The organism is Methylobacterium sp. ap11, assembly GCF_900110515.1.
GTDB classification, from domain to species: Bacteria; Pseudomonadota; Alphaproteobacteria; order Rhizobiales; family Beijerinckiaceae; genus Methylobacterium; species Methylobacterium ajmalii.
This window is the reverse complement of sequence record NZ_FOEB01000001.1, coordinates 233,756-249,936: the sequence shown is the minus strand read 5'-3', so window position 1 is coordinate 249,936 and position 16,181 is coordinate 233,756. Positions and strand designations below refer to the sequence as shown.

Annotated in this window: 11 protein-coding genes; 5 read left to right on the top strand and 6 right to left on the bottom strand. The window is 71.8% G+C overall.

Features of this window, described 5'->3' with window-relative positions:
• Window positions 1-120: 120 nt before the first annotated feature.
• Window positions 121-894 carry an SDR family NAD(P)-dependent oxidoreductase gene (locus tag BMX97_RS01055; protein ID WP_091744544.1) on the top strand — a complete coding sequence of 258 codons (774 nt, stop codon included), beginning with the start codon at window positions 121-123 and terminating at the stop codon, window positions 892-894.
• 333 nt (window positions 895-1,227) lie between these two features.
• Here the strand turns inward: BMX97_RS01055 and BMX97_RS01050 are convergent, their stop codons facing one another.
• Complete coding sequence (locus BMX97_RS01050) at window positions 1,228-1,947, bottom strand: GntR family transcriptional regulator (protein ID WP_091744542.1); 720 nt, start codon at window positions 1,945-1,947, stop codon at window positions 1,228-1,230.
• 145 nt (window positions 1,948-2,092) lie between these two features.
• On the opposite strand from BMX97_RS01050, the gene BMX97_RS01045 reads away from it, so the two are divergent.
• The 3 genes from BMX97_RS01045 to BMX97_RS01035 all read left to right on the top strand — a co-directional run bounded on the left by BMX97_RS01045 (window position 2,093) and on the right by BMX97_RS01035 (window position 6,858).
• Window positions 2,093-3,145: a TRAP transporter substrate-binding protein gene (locus BMX97_RS01045; protein ID WP_091744540.1), complete on the top strand. Its 1,053-nt coding sequence runs from the start codon at window positions 2,093-2,095 to the stop codon at window positions 3,143-3,145.
• 254 nt (window positions 3,146-3,399) lie between these two features.
• Window positions 3,400-4,962, top strand: coding sequence for a class I adenylate-forming enzyme family protein (locus tag BMX97_RS01040; RefSeq protein WP_091744538.1), 1,563 nt, complete (start codon window positions 3,400-3,402; stop codon window positions 4,960-4,962).
• Window positions 4,963-5,121: 159 nt separating this feature from the next.
• Window positions 5,122-6,858, top strand: a complete 1,737-nt coding sequence (locus BMX97_RS01035; RefSeq protein ID WP_091744536.1) for a thiamine pyrophosphate-binding protein — start codon at window positions 5,122-5,124, stop codon at window positions 6,856-6,858.
• A gap of 9 nt (window positions 6,859-6,867) precedes the next feature.
• On the opposite strand, the gene BMX97_RS01030 is transcribed toward BMX97_RS01035, so the two are convergent.
• From BMX97_RS01030 to BMX97_RS01020, 3 genes are all read right to left on the bottom strand, one after another.
• Entirely contained in the window at window positions 6,868-8,100 is a 1,233-nt protein-coding gene (locus BMX97_RS01030) for a hypothetical protein (protein WP_091744534.1), read from the bottom strand.
• 5 nt (window positions 8,101-8,105) lie between these two features.
• Window positions 8,106-10,127: a GumC family protein gene (locus BMX97_RS01025; RefSeq protein WP_091744532.1), complete on the bottom strand. Its 2,022-nt coding sequence runs from the start codon at window positions 10,125-10,127 to the stop codon at window positions 8,106-8,108.
• Between the two features lie 399 nt (window positions 10,128-10,526).
• Entirely contained in the window at window positions 10,527-11,717 is a 1,191-nt protein-coding gene (locus BMX97_RS01020) for an acyltransferase family protein (RefSeq protein ID WP_177202083.1), read from the bottom strand.
• Between the two features lie 198 nt (window positions 11,718-11,915).
• Between BMX97_RS01020 and BMX97_RS01015 the strand changes: the two genes are divergently transcribed.
• Complete coding sequence (locus tag BMX97_RS01015) at window positions 11,916-12,170, top strand: acyl carrier protein (protein WP_091744528.1); 255 nt, start codon at window positions 11,916-11,918, stop codon at window positions 12,168-12,170.
• A gap of 462 nt (window positions 12,171-12,632) precedes the next feature.
• Here BMX97_RS01015 and BMX97_RS01010 read toward each other — a convergent pair whose 3' ends face one another.
• Window positions 12,633-13,010, bottom strand: a complete 378-nt coding sequence (locus tag BMX97_RS01010) for a hypothetical protein (RefSeq protein WP_244538215.1) — start codon at window positions 13,008-13,010, stop codon at window positions 12,633-12,635.
• A 26-nt stretch (window positions 13,011-13,036) separates the two neighbouring features.
• Window positions 13,037-16,174 carry an efflux RND transporter permease subunit gene (locus tag BMX97_RS01005; protein ID WP_091744526.1) on the bottom strand — a complete coding sequence of 1,046 codons (3,138 nt, stop codon included), beginning with the start codon at window positions 16,172-16,174 and terminating at the stop codon, window positions 13,037-13,039.
• Window positions 16,175-16,181: the final 7 nt, after the last annotated feature.

Here is a 16,181-nt window from a genome sequence, read left to right as displayed (position 1 = left end):
CGGCCGAAGCCGGCATGCTACAGGCGCCCCCCAGGCCGTGCCCAACGCCGCCGCGGGCCTGCGCACTATGCCCGCGGGCGCCGCGATGCCGCCGCGTTCCGATCGTCCGGGAGAGAAGCCATGCCCGTCATCCTGATCACCGGCGCCTCGAGCGGCATCGGCGCGGCGCTGGCGCAGCATTACGCCGCTCCCGGCACCACCCTGGTCCTGAACGCCCGCGGGGCCGAGCGGCTGGAGGCGGTCGCGGCGCTCTGCCGGGGCAAGGGCGCGACGGTCGAGACCCGGGCGCTCGACGTGCGCGACCGGGACGGCGTGCGGACCTGGATCGCCGAGGTCGACGCCCGCAGCGGTCTCGATCTCGTGATCGCCAATGCGGGGGTCAATGGCGGCCATCCGCAGGGCGGCCTCGAGACCGAGGAGACCGCCTTCCTGGTCCTCGACGTGAACCTGATGGGCGCCCTCAACGTGGCGCTGCCCACCGTCGCCCGGATGGCGGAGCGGGGCAGGGGGCAGGTCGCGCTCATCTCCTCGCTCGCCGCCTATGCGCCGCTTCCCGACGCCCCGGCCTATAGCGGCACCAAGGCGGCGCTGCTCGCCCACGGCCTGGCCCTGCGCGAGAAGCTGGCGCCGCAGGGCGTGCGGATGAACGTGGTCTGCCCCGGCTACGTGAAGACCGCGATGGGCGCCGATTACGAGGGCTGGCGCCCGCTCGAGATGAGCGCCGAGGCCGCGGCCAGGCGCATCGCCAAGGGGCTCGCCCGCGACGAGGCGGTGATCGCCTTCCCGGCGGCGCTCGCCGCGGCGGCGCGGGGCGCCGCGCTGATTCCCGAATCCTGGCGCCGCCTCGGCATGCGCGGCTTCAGCTTCCGCATGAGCGAGCGCCAGCAGCGCTGATCCTCTCGGAGCAGCCCGCGGATCGCCGACGCGTTCGGGGTGACGGAGAAGACGGTGCGGCTGTGATACCGTGCCGTCCAGAGCGGCGGCCCCGAAGCCTTGCGCGGCCGGTGAAGGCCAAGGCCGCCCCGCGGGTCACCGCTCCCGCCGCCGAGCGCGCCGGTGGCGGCGCGGACCGACCGGACCCTGGATCGCCCGGCCGGCGACATCGAACGCCGGACAGGCGTCTCGATCACGTCGGCCGCCCTCTCGTCGTCACGCACCGGACGCCGCACCGACGACGCTGCGGCCCGCAAGCGGCCCCTCGCACGGTCGAGCCGACGGGACCGGGGCCTACCGCGCCACCCGCCGGTTGCGGGCCTCCTCGACGCTCGCCACCTCCTGCGCCCGCAGGCGGTCGACGAAGACCGTGGCGGCCCGGGCGATGTGCTGGCGCGAGAGCCGGTCGGCGGCCTCGCCGTCGCCGGCCGCGATGGCGGAGAGGATCGCCGCGTGCTCGTCCCAGATGCGAGCCGGCATCGCCTCGTCCTCGCGCAGCACCTCGCCCATGATCCGCTTCAGGTGGTTGAAGTGCGGCACCGCCGTCTCGACGATGATCGGGTTCTCGGCGATCTCGCCGAGGAAGCGGTGGAAGGCGATGTCGGCGGCGATGAGGTCAGCGACCGAGCCGCCCTTCGCCGCCGCCTGCCCGGCGGCGACCAGCGGCGCGCCCTCCCGGGCGGCGCGGGCCGGATTGCGCTCGGCGGCGAGCCGGGCCGTCAGACCCTCCAGCACACCCCGGACCTCGTAGAGGTTCTGCACGAACGACGCCTCGAGGGGCGCCACCACGAGGCCGCGGCGCGGCGCGTCGCGCACGATGCCGTGGTTGCGCAGGAGCAGCAGCGCCTGCTGCACCGGCTGGCGCGACACCCCGTAGGCCTCCGCCAGCTCGTCCTGGATCAGCCGGGTGTTGGGCGCCAGCCGCCCCTCGGTGATCTCGCTGAAGATCGCCCCGTAGACCTGCTCGACCAGCCGGTGGCGCGTCAGGCTGCGGGCATCCGTCTCGACGGCCATGGCCGGATTCCTCACGCGGGTACGCTCCGCGAACCGTGTTGCGCAAACCGGGCGCCCGTGCAATACCGAATTCCAAATTCGAATTCCGAATTCAATAATGCCGCGACGCCATCGCGAGCATCGGGATTCCCGAGGGAGAGACGCCATGACCAATAAGAGGCTGACCGATCCGCACCCGACCGGCCTGCACCGCCGCCGCCTGCTGGCCACCGGGCTGGGAGCGGTCGCCCTCGCGGCCGGCAGTTTCCCCCGGCCCGCCCTGGCCCAAGGCCGGACGCTCGCCTTCAAGCTCGGCACCGACCTGCCGGTGCCGCATCCGGTCAACGTCCGGCTCAAGGAGGCGATCGCGGCGATCGCCAAGGAGACCAACGGCGCGGTCGAGATCAGCCTGTTTCCATCGAACCAGCTCGGGAGCGACTCGGACATGCTGTCCCAGATCCGCTCTGGCGCGCTCGAACTCGCGACCTTCCCGGGCACCGTGGTCTCGACCCTGGTGCCGGCGACCTCGCTCACCGGCATCGGCTTCGCCTTCACGAGCTACGACACGGTCTGGGCGGCGATGGACGGCGAGGTCGGCGGCTACATCCGCCGCGCGATCGAGAAGGCGAATCTGGTGCCGTTCGAGGCGACCTGGGACAACGGCTTTCGCCAGATCACCACCAGCACCAAGCCGATCCGCACGCCCGACGACCTCAAGAACTTCAAGATCCGCGTGCCGGTGGTGCCGCTCTGGGTCTCGATGTTCTCCGCGCTCGGCGCCGCGCCGGTGAGCATCCCGCTGAGCGAGGCCTATTCGGCGCTCCAGACCCGGATCGCCGACGGCCAGGAGAACCCGCTGGCGCTGATCAACTTCGCCAAGTTCTACGAGGTGCAGAAATACTGCTCGCTCACCAACCACGCCTGGGACGGGTTCTGGATGATGGCGAGCGGCCGCATCTGGAAGGGCGTGCCGGCCGACGTGCGGGCGATCATGGAGAAGCACCTCAACGCCGCGGCCTTGCGCGAGCGCGACGACATCGCGAAGGCCAACCGGGACGTACAGAAGGAGCTGGAGGGACGGGGACTCGTGTTCAACACCACCGACCCCAATGCCTTCCAGTCCACCCTCAAGGCGACGAAGTTCTACGGCCAGTGGCGGGAAAAGTTCGGGCCCGAGGCCTGGGCACTGGTTCAGAAATACGCCGGCGACATCGGGTGAGCACGATTACGGCAGTCTATGCGCCGGCTTGATTTTCACTGCGTCATCCTGGGACTCGCCGTAGGCGAGAACCCGGGATCCATCATCGCTGACGATGCCTGCTCAAGGCGACCGGCGCTCCGCCCAATTCTGAAAGGCCGGTGGCTATGGATCCCGGGTTCCGCTCCGCGGCCCCGGGATGACCTGGAGGGTGGCACGGCCGTCCACAATACCGAACCCATCCCGCGCCGAGAGACCAGACGAGGACGACCACGATGAGGGATGTGCTCACGCCCGGGCAGATGCTCGCCGTCCAGGCGCGCCTGCAGCCCAACCGGATCGGCGCGCGCGACCTCGAGCGCGCGATGACGTTCCGGCAGTGGAACGCCCGCGCCTGCCGCCTGGCCAACGCGCTCCTGGGCTTCGGCCTCGCGAAGGGCGAGCGGGTAGCGGTGCTGGCCTACAACTGCGTCGAGTGGCTGGAGATCTACGCCGCGATGGCGAAGGCCGGCCTCGTCGCGGTGCCGATCAACTTCCGGCTCGTCGGGCAGGAGGTGCGCTACATCCTGGAGGATGCCGAGGTCTCGGCCCTCATCCTGCAGGACGAGCTCGCCGGCACGATCGAGGAGATCCGTGCCGACCTGCCGGTGGCGGAATCCCGCGTGGTGTGGTTCGGGGCCACGCCCTGCCCGGCGGGTTTCTCGGCTTACGAGGACCTGATCGCGCGGGCCCGCGAGGACGAGCCCGGCATCGCCATCGATCCGGCCGATCCGTGGATGCTGATGTACACCTCGGGCACCACCGGCAAGCCGAAGGGGGCGATCCGCTCGCATCGCGGCGCCGCGATGCTGTCGCTGATCACCGAGATCGAGCTCGGCATCCACCGGCGCGATTCGGCGCTGCTAGTCATGCCGCTCTGCCACGCCAACTCGCTCTACTTCTTCGGCGCCTTCAGCTATTGCGGCGGCGTCACCAGCGTCTACTCGCGCAAGAGCTTTGATCCGGAGCATTGCGTGCGGGCGCTGGCCGAGGGGGGTGCGAGCTTCACCTCCCTGGTGCCGACCCACTACGCGATGATGCTGGGCCTGAGCCGGGAGGCCAAGGCGCGCTACGACCTCACCCGCATCACCCGCCTGATGATCTCCTCGGCGCCGGCCCGGCCCGACACCAAGCGGGCGGTGATGGAGTTCTTTCCCAATTCCGGGCTCTACGAGCTCTACGGCGCCACCGAGGTCGGCTGGGCGACGATGCTGCACCCGCCCGAGCAGTTCACCAAGCTCGGCTCGGTCGGGCGCGAATGCGTCGGCTCGGCGCCGATCAGGCTCCTCGACGAGGCCGGCCGCGAGGTGCCGGACGGCGAGGCGGGCGAACTGTTCTGCTCCAACCCCTACCTGTTCGACGGCTACTGGAAGCTGCCGGAGAAGACCCGGGAAGCGTTCCGCGGCGAGTACTGCACCGTCGGCGACATGGCCCGGCGCGACGCGGACGGCTTCATCCATCTCGTCGATCGCAAGAGCAACATGATCATCTCGGGCGGCGAGAACATCTATCCCTCCGAGGTCGAGGCCCTGCTCGGCGGCCACCCGGCGGTGCACGACGTCGCGGTGGTGGGACTGCCCGACGAGACCTGGGGCGAGCGCGTCCACGCGGTCGTGGTGCTGCGGGACGGCGCCTTGGCGACCGAGGCCGAGATCCTCGGCTGGTGCAAGGATCGGCTCGCCGGCTTCAAGCGCCCGCGCACGGTCTCGTTCCTGGAGGACGCGGCGATGCCCCGCACGGCGACGGGCAAGAACCTGCACCGCAAGCTGAAGGAACGGCTGGTGCGGGGGGAGGGGTAGGGCCGAGAGCATGAACCCTCCCCCCTCTGCGGGGGAGGGGTCACGCTCTCGGCCGTCGCTCCGGCACCCGCTCTACAAGGATGCCCCCTCATTCGGCACGAATACCTCGGCCAGCACGACGCGCCCAAGGCGCGACCAACGATGTAACGGGAGGAAACCATGAGCCAGCAGGCCACCGTCCAGGACCTCAACGCCGACGCGCAATCCTGCGCCGCCTGGATCGCCCGGTTCCTGAAGGCGCGAGGCGTCGACCGGGTGTTCGGGCTCCAGGGCGGCCACATCCAGCCGATCTGGGACCATTGCGCCCGCCTCGGCATCCGCATCGTCGACGTGCGCGACGAGGGCGCCGCGGTCCACATGGCCCACGCCCATGCCGAGCTGACCGGGGAGCTCGGCGTCTGCATGGCGACCGCCGGGCCCGGCGTCACCAACTGCGTCACCGGCATCGCCAACGCCTCGCTCGCCCGCGTGCCGGTGCTGCTGATCGGCGGCTGCACCTCGCGGGCCCAGGCCAATCTCGGCCCGCTCCAGGACATCCCCCACGTCGACATCCTGCGCCCCGTGACACGCCAGTCGCGCACCGCCCGGGTCGCCGACCAGGTGATCCGCGAGCTCGACGAGGCGGTGGCCCGCGCGATGGGCGACCTGGCTGAGCCGGGCCCGGTCTACATCGAGATCCCCACCGACGTGCTGCGCGCCAATGTCCCGCCGCAGCTCGTCCTCGACGACTGGATGCGGCCGAAGGCGCCGCGCGTCCTGCCACCGGATTCCGCGGGCGTGGCGCAGGCCGTCGACGCGCTGTGGGGGGCGCGGCGCCCGCTCGTGGTGAGCGGGCGCGGGGCCAAGCAGGCGGGGCCCGAGCTGATCCGCCTCCTCGACGCGCTCGGCGCGGTCTACCTCGACACGCAGGAGAGCCGCGGCCTCGTCCCGGCCGACCATCCCGCGACCGTCGGCGCGATGCGGGCCGCGGCGATGACCGAGGCCGACGTGGTTCTGGTGGTCGGCCGCAAGCTCGACTACCAGCTCGGCTACGGCTCGCCGGCGGTGTTTCCCAACGCCCGCTTCGTGCGCATCGCCGACACGGCCGGGGAGCTCGTCGACAACCGCCGCGGCGAGCCGGAGCTGCTCGCGACGCCCGCGCTGGCGCTGGCCGCGATCGTCGAGGCCGCCGGCAACCGGGCGCCCGCCCTTGAGAGGGAATGGGCGCAAGGGCTGCGCGCGCGCCACGTCGCGCGCTCGACCGGCGCCGCGGTCCCGCAGACCGGGGGAGACGGCCGCGTCCACCCGGCGGCGATCTTCGCGGCGATCCGCGAGGTCGCAAGCCCCGACTACATCGCGGTGGCCGACGGCGGCGACCTCCTGAGCTTCGCCCGGGTCGGCCTCGAGGCGCGGACCTACCTCGATGCCGGCGCCTTCGGCTGCCTCGGGATCGGCGTGCCCTACGCCACCGCGGCCTCGCTCGCCCATCCGGACCGGCAGGTGATCTGCGTCACCGGCGACGGGGCGTTCGGCATCAACGCGATGGAGATCGACACCGCGGTCCGCCACGGCGCCAAGCCGGTGATCATCGTGTCGAACAACGCCGCCTGGAACATCGAGCGCTACGACCAGGAGTTCAATTACGGCGGCCGGGTCGTCGGCACGCTGCTCGCCGATTCCGACTATGCCGGGCTCGCCCGGGCGCTCGGCGCCCACGGCGAGCGGGTGACGCGGCCGGAGGACCTGGCCCCGGCGATCGCGCGGGCGCTCGCCAACGCCCCGGCGCTCATCGACGTCACGACCTCGCAGGTCGCGGTGTCGTCGGACGCCCGCAAGGGCCTCGGCTTCGTGCCCGACTACCAGCCGCTCACCGCCTGGGACGACGCCGAGCGGCGCCGGCGCGGCGAGAGCGTGTGAGGGCACGGCTCACCGCGGTGCGCCGGGGGACCCCTCCGGCGCGCCGTCGGCGGCGCCGAGCATGAACCAGACCACGGCCGCCGTCTTGATCGAGAACGGCGAGTCGCTGATCACCAGGAGCAGGCAGGTATAGATCGCCATGGCGCAGCGCAGGCGCCAGGCATCCCGGTTGCGCGCCGGCATCAGCACGAACAGGCCCCAGGCCACGAGCGCGCCGGGCACCCCGACCTGGGTCAGCGCGTAGGCGTAGCCGGAATCCGACAGGAAGAGCTTGTCGGGCAGGATGCCGAACACGCCCTCGGGCGGCAGGGAGGTGATCAGCAGCGCGGCCCAGAGCAGGCGGCCGGCCATGTCGTTCTGCCAGGTCACCTGCATGCTCTCGAAGCCGTAGACGGCGAGCGCGAGCAGGACGGCGAAGGGCAGGGCGAACCAGAGCAGGCGCGGCAGGCGCCAGCCCACCCACATCGCTCCCGTGATGGCGACGCAGACATAGGCGCCGAAGCGGGCATCGGCCAGGATGACGGTGAGGGCGGCGCAGAGGAACAGCCAGGCCCGCCCCCGCATAGTGCGGCGGTAGAGCGCCCAGGCGAACAGCACGGCGCCGAAATTGCCGGCCGAGACCGGCTCGAGGAAGACCGACGAGACCCGGTGCGGCCCGAGGAAGGGCAGGATGGTGCGCGAATCCGGCCGGATGCCGCTGGTGAACAGCGAGCCGGTCAGCTCGTTGATCTCCGACGGGGACATGCTGCCGCGGGCCACGTAGTAGCGCACGATGTTGAAGTATTTCTGGTAGACGTCGAACAGGCCGTACTCGAACAGGCCCATCGCCACCACGATCACGCCGCAGGTCAGCACCGCCCGGTCGGCGTCGCGCAGGTCGGGATTGCGCATCCCGAGATTGTAGAACACGACCGGGATCAGGAAGTCGCGCACGCCCTTCACGTCGGTCGAGCCGCGCAAAGCCAGGAGCAGCAGCCCGTAGGTGACGAGCCCGGCGAGGATCAGCCACGGGCCGGCCCGCTCGTCGAGGGCAAAGCCCAGGGTGAGCGCGATGATCGCCACCTCGGCGCCGATCACCGTGCCGCCGGAGACCGGGAAGCCCGCGGTGTTGAGGAAGCACAGGACGGCGTTGAAGACGAGGGCGGCGACCAGCAGGGCGTGCGCGGCCCGGGCCTGGTAGGGCGCCCGCCCGTCCGCCGCGGGCAGCGCGAGGACGGCGCCCCCCTGGTGCGCGGGTCCCATGCGGCTCACGCCGCCCGGACCCGGCCGGGCCGGCCTTGCCCCTGGCCGGGCTGGAGGCCGGGCAGCGCCGGCGCCCGGCGGCGCGCGGCGGGGCGCCGCCGCGCCTCGACCGCCACGAGGCCGAGGAGCCCCTGCGCCCGGAAGCGGCCGGCCCCGTCGAGGGTGGCGAGCAGGCGCTCGAGGCGGCTTCGCGTCATCCGGCCGGGGGCGACGACGAGGAGGATCGCGTCGGAGGTCTCGGGGATCGACAGCCAGCCGTCGCCGTGGCCGACGTCCCGCTCGGCCACGATGATCTCCGGCCGGGTCATCCGCTCGACCCCGCGGGCGGGATCGAGCACGGCTAGCCGGCCGCGCACCGGCGCGTCGCCGGAGGGGCCGTCGCCGAAGCCGAGGCGGGCATGGGCCTGCTCGGGCACCAGCAGGGCCGGCTCGCCGAGGCGGAGCAGGAGGTCGGTGAGCACCTCGGCCGCGTGCAGGCGCTCGGGGCCGAGCCCCTCGGACACCACCGTGACGACGACCGCCTGGGCCCGGCCGGACAGCCGCGTGCGCAGTTCGCGGGCGGCGGTGACGAGGGCCTCCTCGGCGCTGGCCCCCCGGCCGGCCCGGCCCGGCCGCGCCAGCCGGGCCCAGACCGGCGCCCCGGCGGCGCCGAGGGCCGCGACCGTCGTGATGTTGCCGCGCCACAGGTCGTACAGGAAGCAGAGGATCAGCCCGAGGACCGCCCCGAACAGGCCGGCCGCCACGACGACGATCGGCGCCGGCGTGTCCGAGGGCTTGAGCGGCACGGTGGCGCGCGAGACGATCTGCGAGTTGCTCGGGTTGATCGATTGCTGCTGCTCGAGGTCCTTCGTCCGGTCGAGGACGAGGTTGTAGGTGCGCCGGATCGCCTCCGCCTCGCTCTCGAGCTGGCGCAGGCGGATGCCCTCCTGGTTGCTGCTGGTCTGGGTCTGGATCAGCCGCTCGGCCCGGGCGCGCAGCTGGCGCAGCGATTCCTCGCCGCGGCGCAGGTCCTCCTCGATGGTGCGGCGGATCCGGTCGGCCTCGGCGGCGATCAGCCGGGCGGTCGCGGCGCGCTGGGCCGACAGCGCGATCATCTGCGGGTGGTTCGGCCCGAGGCTGCGGGAGAGCTGGGCGATCTCCTGGAGGGTCTGGGCGTACTGGGTGCGCAGGGACACCATCACCTGGGAGGTGTCGGATTCCGGCACCGCCTGGCCCTGCCCGTCGGGGGTGCGCAGCTGGCGCACCACCTCGCGCCGGGCCGAGAGCCGGGCGAGGTTGGTCTCGGCGGCGGTGATCTGGGTGTAGAGGTCCTTGAGCTGCTGCGAGACCAGGAGGCCGGCATCGCCCGAGCCGATCAGGCCCTTCTCGGCCCGGTAGCGCTCCACCGCCACGTCGGCCCGGTTGAGCTGGGCGCGCAGGTCGGCGGCCTGGGTCAGCAGCCCCTCGTTGGCCCGGCGCACCGCCGAGACCCGGTCGCGGGCGCCGATCTCGAAGAACTGCGCCGCGATGGTGTTGGCGATCTCGGCGGCGCGCCGGGCATCCGGGTAGCCGACGGTGAGCTGGAAGTTGAACGAGTTCTCGACCCGGCGCACCACGATGCGCTTGCGCAGCGCCTCCAGCGCCACGACCGCCGGATCGGCACCGGGGGGCGCCCCGCGGGTGAGGACCGGATCGTGGTCGAGGCCGAGCTGCGCCACGACCGCGTCGAGGAGCTTGGTCGAGAGCAGGATCAGGGACTGGCTCTCGAGGTTGGCGAAATCGAGCTGGGCCGGAGCGTCCTGGCGCGACAGGCCGCGCCCGACGATCTGCAGCGCCTGCGGGTCGATCAGGAGCTCGACGGTGGCGCGGTAGGTCGGCACCTGGCGCAGGGCGAAGAGGCCGCCGAGCAGTCCCATCGCGCAGGCGCCCGCGACGATCCACAGCGCGCGCCGGCGCGCCGAGCCCCACAGGTCCGCGAGGGTGCCGCCGGTCCGGCGGGGGAGCGCCGCGGCGGGCTCTGCCGTCGCCATCTCGTAGCCCTGGCTCATGCGATGTCCGATCGATGGCTCCGCGACGCGCGACACCGGTTTCCGTCTCGGGGCGACGATCGCCGCCGACCCCGACTTGCCGAGATCCCACTTACCGGGATCCCACTTGCCGAGATCCCGCCGAATCAAAGGCCGGACCCGATCACTCCGGGACCGGTCGAGACCTCGTCCGATCCCGATGCCGGATCGGAGCGACCCGATCCCGCGCGTATCCGGATCGACGATATCTTGCCCCTGACCGGCCAAACACCGACCCACCCCGGCCGTCCACCGGCGAAGAGGCCTCCTTCGACCGCTTCGCACCCGGTGGGGTGTGGCAGACAACTTAGTCGCGGTTCGGTTACCGATCCGGCCGCCGCTCCGGCGCCCGGACCATGCCAATCTGAGACATCCCGGCGGTCAGGGCGTCAGCGCCGCGGGCGCACCCGTCGCGAGGCGCCCGACGGGCCCGGCCTCGGCGAGGCGCGCGTCGTTGCGCCGGAACCAGGCGAGGGCCGGGCGCTCGATCAGGCGGTGGGCCAGGGCCGCGAGCGGCACCGTGGCGGCGACGAGGCCGGCCGCGACCGCGAGGTTCGCCGCCCCGGAGCCGAAATCGAGGTAGCGGTCGTGCCCGAGGACGACCGTCCGGGGCAGGCCGGTGCGCGCCTCGAGGGCGTGCATCGCGGTGGTGAAGACCTGGATCAGCGGGACGTGCAGCAGGTAGACCGAGAACGACCACAGGCCGAGGCGCTGGGGCAGCCCGGCGCGGGCGAGGCCCGACACCGCGCCGCGCTGGTGCGAGAACAGCGCGATGGAAGCGGCGAAGACGAGGCTTACCCCGTAGGCGAGGGGGCCGGCCGGCATCGTCGCCACGAGGAGCGCCACGGCGAGGACGGCCCCCGCCTCGGCCGCCGTCGCAGCGGGGCGGCGGAGCCGGACGGCGTCGCGCAGGGTGTAGGCGAGGCAGCCGAGGAACATGTCGAACAGGCAGCGCACGATGCCCCAGTTCTGGATCACGAACAGCGTGCGCGGGCTCACCCACCACAGCGCCAGCGCGCTCGCGCCCGCCAGGGCCGCGAAGACGAGACGCGCCCGGGGTCCGGCCGCCAGCACCGTCAGGGCGAGGAGCAGCGAGGCGTAGAACTCGACCGCGATGCTCCAGGACGGGAAGTTCCAGCTGTAATCGCCGAAGGTGCGGAAGTTGTGCAGGAAGGTCAGGTGGGTCAGGATCTCGACCGGCCGGTGCCCGGCCCCGAAGGGCGGCGTCGCCACCGGCAGGCCGGCATGGTGCGAGAGGTAGACGTGGCGCGCCCCCTCGAGCGCGACCATCAGGGCGAGCGTCGCGGCGTGCAGCGGCCAGAGCCGGCCGAAGCGCATCAGCCCGAAGCGCCACACCTGGCGGCCCGTCGCCAGACGGTCGCCGTAGGCGTGCAGCAGCACGAAGCCCGACAGCACGAAGAAGATGTCGACGCAGACCTGCAGGTTCGGGAACCAGGCCTGCCCCTGAAGCGGGTGGGCGAGCGGCATGTGGAAGAACGCCACGCCGAGCGCGCAGACGCCCCGTACCCCATCCAGCGCCTCGAATCGATCTGAGCCGTCACGCCCGCGCATCGCCCGCCATCCGTCCCGTTTCCGCACGACCCCGACCGATTCCGGGAATCCGGGTACGGTCATCGCGCCGGACCCGCAGGATCGGTGCCGACGGCGAGATCATCCGCCCGGTGAAACGGCTTAACCAGATTGATATAAGGGATTTGATTTCCGGACTGTAACGCTCTAGTCTACCACACCAGTCGATGAGGACGGGTCATGGTTTCTGCGCAGGACATACGGACGATTCTGGCGCGCCACGGCACCCTCGGGATCACCCTCGACCGTCTCTCCGAGGACGACGACCTGTTCGACAACGGCCTCGACTCGTTCGGGGCGGTCCAGGTGATGATGGACCTGGAAGAGCATTTCGAAGTCGAGTTCCCGGAAGACCTCCTGAACCGCGACGTCTTCTCTACGATCCGCTCGCTGCGGGACCTTGTGTCGTCGCAGGTGCTGCGCAAGGCGGCGTGATCTCGCGTCGACTTGCGTCGGCCACCCTTTCATCCGCGGCAGCACTCGCCTCGCGGAACAAGATCTTACGTTTAGAGCCTGTTCGACCGGCTCGGCCGGATCACGACGCCCCCGTCACTCAGGGGCCGCGTCGCGGAGCCCGGAAGCCGGACATTCGGCGATAATCTCCTCACTCCTGCGCGGCTCAAGACCCCGGGATCCGCTTTCGCGGCGAGACTAGTACGGGTTTCCCCTCTCCCCGCGAGCGGGGAGAGGCCCGAGCTCCGAAGGGGCCCGGGAAGCGGCGAACCGCGGGTTCGCCGCGAGGGTGAGGGGGTGGTGCCGCGGGAGCCTCCTCCGGTGACACCCCCTCACCCTCGCTTCGGCTTTCGCCTGCGCTCACTTCACCCCCGACAAGGGGGGTGAAGTCCTCTCCCCGCCCGCGGGGGGAGGGGGAAACCCGCGCCGGGCGAAGCAGGCGCGTCAGTTGAACTTGCCGCTCGCCGCCGCGCCGTCCGGCCCAGTGATCTGGACGACGCCCTTCGGGTTTGCGCCGAGCGCCACCTCGGCCTCTCCGGCGAGGCCGGCCCCGGACGGGGCCAGGACGACGCGGGCGGGCTTGCCGCCGACCACCAGGATCGCCGTGCCCTTGAAGCCGGCCGGGGCCACGGCCTTCTCCTTCGCGTCGTAGATCGTGACCTCGACCCGCCGGTCCCTGGTCACGAGCTCGATGTGATAGGGACCCGCATCGGCGATGCGCCCGCCGTTGTGGCCGGTGCCCTCGTGGGCGCAGGCGTGATGGGCGCAGAAGGGCAGGGCGACGGCCAGGGTGCCGGCGGTGAGGAATCGGCGGATCAGCATCGTGTCTCTCTCCGGGTGAGGGGGAATCAGTAGAGGTCGGCCGGCGCGGCGCCCGCCGGCGCATGCGCCGGCGTGGCGTCCCGCGCCGCCATCAGGCGCTCCAGGGGGCGGCGGCCGAAGCGCAGGATCAGCACCGGTGTCAGCAGCGCGTCGAGGAGGGTGGCGCTGACGAGCCCGCCGAAGATCGTCACCGCCACCGGATGCAGGATCTCCTTGCCGGGGCTCGCCGCGTCATAGAGGAGCGGCACCAGGGCGACGCCGGCCGAGAGCGCGGTCATCAGCACCGGGGTCAGCCGTTCCAGGCTCGCGCGCACCACGAGGCCGGGGCCGAACGGCACGCCCTCGTGCAGCGCCAGGTTCAGCGTGTGGCTGACCTTGAGGATGCCGTTGCGGGCCGCGATGCCGGTGAGCGTGATGAAGCCGATCATCGAGGCGACCGAGAGCGGCTGGCCGGCGAGCCACAGGGCCGCCACCGAGCCGACCAGCGCCAGCGGCACGCTGCCGAGGATGATCAGCGCCAGCGCGGCCGAGCGGTAGCGGCTGTAGAGCAGCGCGAAGATCAGGCCCAGCGAGACCAGCGACAGGGCCCCGATGGTGCGGCTCGCTTCTTCCTGCGCCTGAAAGGTGCCCTCGAGGCTCGCGAACGCGCCCGGCGGCAGGGTCTCGGCGGCGACGGCCTTGCGGATCGCCGGCACGATGTCGGCCATGTCGGACCCGGGCACGGTGTTCGCCATCACGACGAGGCGCCGACGGCCGTTCTCGCGCAGGATCTGGTTCGGGCCGTCGGTCTCGCGGATGTCGGCGACCTGGCGCGCCGGCACCCAGCCGGACGGCGTCTCGACCAGGAGGTCGCTCAGGGTCGCGGTGGTGCGCTGCGCGTCCGCCAGGCGCAGCACCACGTCGAAGCGGCGATAGCCGTCGATCACCGTCGAGACCAGGCGGCCGTTGGAGAGCCGGCTGATCTGCTCGACCAACGCCGCCGGCTGCACCCCGTAGAGCGCCGCCCGGCCGTAATCGACCCGGATCTCGAGCTGCGGAATCCGGGTCTGCTTCTCGATCTGCAGGTCGGCGAGGGCGGGAATCGCCCGCATCCGCTCCTGCAGCGAGGCCGCGACGCGCCGCAGGGAATCCAGGTCCTCGCCGAAGATCTTCAGGGCGATCTCCGCCCGGACGCCGGACAGCATGTGGTCGAGCCGGTGCGAGATCGGCTGGCCGACATTGACCGAGACTGGCAGCACCGCCAGCCGCCGGCGGATCTCCGCCACCAGCTCGGCCTTCGGCCGGCCGCCGCCCTTGAGCGCCACCTCCAAGTCGGAGGAATGGACGCCCTCGGCATGCTCGTCGAGCTCGGCCCGGCCGGTGCGCCGGCCGACCGCCGCGACCTCCGGGATCTCCATCAGCAGCCGCTCGGCGATCGCTCCGACCCGGCTGCTCTCGGTGAGCGAGATGCCCGGCGTGAACGCCATGGTGACGGTGAACGAGCCCTCGTTGAACGGCGGCAGGAAGGCCCGCGGCAGCTGCGAGGCGGCGAGCCCTGCCGCCACGACGAGGGTTGCGACCGTGCCGACGAGCAGCCGCTGGTGGCGAAACACCACCCCCAAGGCCGCCGCGTTGAGGCGCTTGAGCGCCCGGATGAACCGGCTCTCGTGCTCCTCCAGGCTCTTGAGGCCCGGCAGCAGCCAGGAGGCGAGGACCGGCGTCAGGGTGATCGAGACGACGAGGCTCGCCAGGATCGACACGATGTAGGCCTGTCCCAGCGGCGCGAAGAGCCGCCCCTCGATGCCCGAGAGGGCAAAGAGCGGCACGAAGACCAGCACGATGATCGCCGTGGCGTAGACGATGCCCGACCGCACCTCGTTCGAGGCCGCCACCACCACGTCGAAGACCGAGCGCGGGTTGCCGGCGGCCCGGTTCTCGCGAAGTCTCCGGAAGATGTTCTCGACGTCGACCACCGCGTCGTCGACGAGCTCGCCGATCGCGATGGCGAGCCCGCCGAGCGTCATCGTGTTGATCGACAGACCCAGCAGATGGAACACCAGCGCCGTCGTCAGGATCGAGACGGGAATCGCGGTGAGCGAGATGAGCGTCGTGCGGACGTTCAGCAGGAAGGCGAACAGCACCAGCGCCACCACGGCGATCGCCTCGACCAGCACCCGCTCGACGTTGCCGATCGAGGTCTCGATGAAGTCGGCCTGGCGAAACAGGATCTTGTCGGCGGAGATGCCGGCGGGCAGCGAGGGGGCGAGGTCCTTGAGCGCCGCCTCGATCGAGCGGGTCAGCGCCACGGTGTCGACGTCGGGCTGCTTCTCGACCGAGACGATGACCGCCGGCTTGCCCTGGTAGCCGCCCTCGCCGCGCTTGGCTTTTGCCGCGAAGGAGACGTCCGCCACCTGGCGCAGCCGCACCGGGGCGTTGCCGGCAGCCCCCACCACGAGGTCGCCCAGGTCCTCCAGGCTCATCGTGCGGCCGATGTTCCGGATCAGGTACTCGCGCGAATACTGGTCGGTGAAGCCGCCGCCGGCATTGGTGCCGAATTGCTGGAGCGCCGCGTCGAGCTGGGCGTTGGTGAGCCCGAGCGCCCGCATCGCCGCCGGGTTCGGGGCGACGCGGAACTGGCGCACCTCGCCGCCGATCGGGATCACCTGCGCCACGCCCGGCACGGTGAGGAGGCGGGGCCGGAGCACGAAATCGGCGGTCTCGCGCAGCTCCATCGGGCTCACCGACTCGCCCGTGACCGCGATCAAGAGCACCTGGCCCATGATCGAGGAGACCGGGCCCATCTGGGGCGTGACCCCGCGGGGCAGCTGGTCCTGGACCAGGGCCAGGCGCTCGGCGACTTGCTGGCGGTTGCGGTAGATGTCGGTGCCCCAGGCGAACTCGACGTAGACCACCGCGAGGCCGACGCCGGAGACCGAGCGCACCCGCGTCACCCCGGGCAGGCCGTTGAGGCGGGTCTCTACGGGATAGGTCACCATCTGCTCGACCTCCGGGGGCGCGTAGCCCTCGGCCTCGACCATGATGGTGACGGTCGGCCGGTTGAGGTCGGGGAAGACGTCGACCGGGAGACGCGTGAGGCTGAACGCGCCGTAGAGCACCAGCACGAGGGCCAGCGCCAGGACGAGCAGGCGGTTGCGCAGGGACTGCGTGACGAGGAACGAGAACATCTGCCGC